Source organism: Frankia sp. AgKG'84/4 (assembly GCF_023242965.2).
Taxonomy (GTDB): domain Bacteria; phylum Actinomycetota; class Actinomycetes; order Frankiales; family Frankiaceae; genus Frankia.
This window is the reverse complement of sequence record NZ_JALKFU020000514.1, coordinates 1-3,949: the sequence shown is the minus strand read 5'-3', so window position 1 is coordinate 3,949 and position 3,949 is coordinate 1. Positions and strand designations below refer to the sequence as shown.

Below are 3,949 nucleotides of genomic sequence, written 5' to 3'. Positions count from 1 at the left end.
GCCCGGCGCTACGCGGAGCTGTCCCACGCCCGCGACGAAGTGCCCCTCCCGACCGCCCGCCCGGGCACCGGGCACCGGCCGCTGCGCTGAGACACCGCGAAGCGCTGAGACACCGCGAAGCGCTGAGACACCGCGAAGCGCTGGGACACCGCGAAGCGCTGGGACACGGCGAAAAGCCGCGGGGCAGGCCCGCCGAGGTCGGCGAACCGGCCCCGCGGCCGGACGATGGCGCACCCGGGTGCGCGGACCGTCAGTGCTTGTCGCTGCCCGCCGGGACGTCGTGGCCGGGGGTTCCCGGTTCCTTCTCCTCGACGAAGAAGCCGCTGACCGCCTTGCCCGCGCGCCGCGCGAGCCCCTTGCCGTGGCCGTCGTCGTGCCCGTTCGCGGACGGGAGCGCGTAGCGGTCGGTCGGGACATGCGGGTGGTCGGGCACCAGCTCCGGCTTCGGCCGGTGGTCCTCCACGAACTCACCCGAGGGGAGCTGGCGGATGATGCCGGTCTCGATGCCGTGATGAGCGATCTCGGCGTCCTTCTCCTGCAGCGCGATGCAGAGCTTCTTCGTCACCGCGTAGGCGATCGGCGGGACGATGATCAGGCCGATGCGGCCCGCCCAGGTCATCGCGTTCAGCGAAATGCTGAACGTCTTCGCGATGACGTCGTTACCACCCGAGATCCACAGAACCAGGTAGAAACTGATCGACATCGCGCCCAGCGCGGTCCTGACCGGCGTGTCCCGCGGCCGCTGGAGCAGGTTGTGCGACTTGGTGTCGCCGGTGAACCTGGCCTCCAGGAACGGGTAGATCGCCAGCAGGGTGAACAGGATGCCGGGCAGCACCGCCGTCGGCCAGAACACCGCCGGGACGGTGTGGCCGAGGCCGCGGAACTCCCACGGCGGCATCAGTCGGGTCGAGCCGTCCAGGAAGCCGATGTACCAGTCGGGCTGGGACGCCGAGGAGACCTTGGACGGGTCGTACGGGCCGAACATCCAGATCGGGTTGATCTGCGCCAGGCCACCGAGCAGGGCCAGCATGGCGAAGACCATCATGAAGAACCCGCCGGACTTCACCGCGAAGATCGGGAAGACCCGGTGGCCGACGACGTTGTGCTCGGTCTTGCCCGGCCCGGGGAAGTCGGTGTGCTTCTGGTGCCAGAGGATCCCCATGTGCGCCCCGATGAGCGCGAGCAGGATGCCGGGCACCAGCAGGATGTGGATCACGTAGAGGCGGGGCAGGAAGTTCGCGCCCGGGAACTCGCCGTTGAACAGCATGAACGACGCCCACGTCCCGATGATCGGGATGGACTGGGCGATCGACGCGGCGATCCGCAGGCCGGTGCCGGAGAGCAGGTCGTCCGGCAGGGAGTAGCCGGCGAAGCCCTCGAGGATGCCGAGGACCAGCAGACCGACGCCGATGAGCCAGTTGACCTCACGGGGCTTGCGGTACGCACCGGTGAAGAACACCCGCAGCAGGTGGACGACGATCGAACCGACGAAGACCAGCGCCGCCCAGTGGTGGATCTGGCGGAACACCAGGCCGGCCCGGGTGTCGAAGCTGATGTCCAGCGTCGAGGCGTAGGCCCGGCTCATCTCCACGCCCTTGAGGGGCACGTAGGAGCCGTTGTAGATGACCTCGGTGTTCGACGGGTCGAAGAACAGCGTGAGGTAGATGCCCGTGAGCAGCAGAACGATGAAGCTGTAGAGCGCGATCTCCCCGATCATGAACGACCAGTGGTCGGGGAAGACCTTGTTCAGGTTGCGCCGCAGCCCGGCCTGCGTGCCGAACCGCTCGTCGATCGCACGGTTGGCCTTGCGGACCGGCGTCGGCCGCTTGACGTACTCAGGTGGGGGTGCGGATGTCATGAGCGCTCCCAGAACGCGGCACCGACGGGCTCGTCGTAGTCACCGTTGCGGGCGTAGAGGAAGCCGTTCGCGTCCGCTGCGATGGCCAGCTGGGGCAGCGATCGGCTCGCCGGTCCGAAGATGGCCCGGCACCCGTCCAGCACGTCGAAGACCGACTGGTGGCAGGGGCAGAGCAGGTGGTGGGTCTGCTGCTCGTAGAGGCTCACGGGGCAGCCGGCGTGCGAACAGATCTTCGAGTAGGCGACGTGGCCGTCGATCGACCAGTCCTCCCGGCCCTTGCGGGGCCGGTCGATGCCCGGGGGCAGGCGGATGAGGATCGTGGTGCTGTCCGCCTTGGTCTGCACGTCCGTCTTGGGCTCGTAGGAGACGGAACCGTCCGCGCCGGTGACCGGCAGGGCCGGGAAGACCGTCTCGATGCCGCCGATGGAGACGTCACCGAGCTTGATGAACCGGCCGTCCTCGGTGACCAGCCGCGCGCCCTTCACCCAGGAGGTGTGATCGAGCCTCTTGCCGGGCTTGGCGTTGGTGAGGTTCAGCAGCGGCACCACGACCAGGCCCCCGAGCACCGTGCCGGCACCCAGCAGGGTGCGGCGCAGCAGCGGGAGGCGGGCGAGACCGGTGTCGGCGAAGCCGGCGGTGAGCTCGGCCTCGGTGGTCGCGATCTCCTCCTTGCTGGAGGTGAACTCGTGCCGCTCCTGCACCGCCTGCTCGTGCGGCATCAGCCGCTTGGCCCACAGGATCATCCCGATCCCGAGGCCGCCCACGGCCATACCGAGGGCCGAGCCGAGGCACGGCGTGTAGTACTGCTTGTGCTTGTCGCCGACGAAGTTCGTGATGACGAAGCCGACCGTGCCGACCACCGAGATCATGAACCAGAAGGCGATCAGCCGCTCCGCACGCCGTTCCGCGCGGCGGTCGACGTCCTCGGCCCGCGGCGCGCGGGGGGTGACCCCACCGCCGTGGCCGCCCGCCGGCCGCATCGACGTGGTCTCGGGGATGCGGGAGGAATCGGTCTGGTGCGGGGGCGTGCCGAGCGCCTCCGGACCGTCGTCGGTGCCGGCCTCGACGTCCGGGCCGCCGGCCGAGACGCCCGAGCCGCCGGCCGGCGCACCCGAGGTGTCGACCGGGTGCTTGGCGCGCTTGAAGATGCTGCTCATCGAATCCTGGTCAGCCTTGTCGGCGGGCTCGCCCTGATAGCCCAAGTAGTCCATGCGACCGGAGGAGGAGCCGGCCGGCTGATCGCCCCCGCCCGCTCCGGCCGGGCCCGGCTCATCCGGGTCCGTCTGGTCACTCATACCTTCTGCCTCGCTCCGATCCACAGGCACACGACCAGCAGGCCGCCGACGCCCACCAGCAGGCCCAGCAGACCTTCCGGCACCGGTCCGTACTTGCCGAGGCTGAAGCCACCGGGGCTCTTCGACTTGGTCAGGTGCTCGACGTAGGCCGCCACCGCGACGGCGTCCTTCTCGTCGATCTGCCGGTCACCGAAGACCGGCATGGACTCCGGCCCCGTACGCATGGCCTCGACGATCTGCGTCGGGGTGGACTCGCTCAACGAAGGGGCGAACTTACCGTAGGTCAGCGGCGCGCCCTGCGCGACGGCCTGGTGGCACTGCGCGCAGTTCGCGCGGTAGAGCTCCCCACCGTGCGACAGGTCGGCGTCATCGAGCGCGGCGTCGGTGATCTTGGGCACCTCCGGCCCGCCACCGAGGCTGTCGATGTACGCGGCGAGCTGCTCGATCTGCGTCTGCGAGTACAGCGCGGGCTTGCGGTCCGCCTGCGCGGCCGGGGCCGCGAGCGGCATGCGGCCGGTGGAGACCTGGAAGTCGACCGCCGCGGCGCCCACGCCGATGAGGCTGGGGCCGGTGGTCGAGCCCTGCGCGCCCAGGCCATGGCAGGTGGAGCAGCCCTGGGCGTAGAGCGCACGACCCTGGCGGACCGCCTCGTTGGCGTCCGCCGTCTGGGCGGCGTTGCCACCGGGGGCCAGCACCGACCACAGGACTCCGGTGGACAGCAGGCCGAGAAGCAGCACGAGGGCGGACGACCGGCGGCGGCGACGCGCGGAGGCGGCGCGCCCGCGGGGGGCGCGAC

At 70.3% G+C, this 3,949-nt stretch carries 3 protein-coding genes; all 3 read right to left on the bottom strand.

All coding sequences use genetic code 11. The features are described from left to right. Nucleotides 1-250: 250 nt before the first annotated feature. Nucleotides 251-1,858: a cytochrome bc1 complex cytochrome b subunit gene (gene qcrB / locus MXD58_RS22315; protein ID WP_248837222.1), complete on the bottom strand. Its 1,608-nt coding sequence runs from the start codon at nt 1,856-1,858 to the stop codon at nt 251-253. Further along, entirely contained in the window at nt 1,855-3,153 is a 1,299-nt protein-coding gene (gene qcrA, locus MXD58_RS22310; RefSeq protein ID WP_248837221.1) for a cytochrome bc1 complex Rieske iron-sulfur subunit, read from the bottom strand. Before qcrA ends, qcrB begins: the two co-directional genes overlap by 4 nt. Then, the coding region (gene qcrC, locus MXD58_RS22305; RefSeq protein WP_250609860.1) for a cytochrome bc1 complex diheme cytochrome c subunit at nt 3,150-3,949 on the bottom strand (800 nt) is incomplete at its 5' end. The genes qcrA and qcrC, both read right to left, overlap by 4 nt.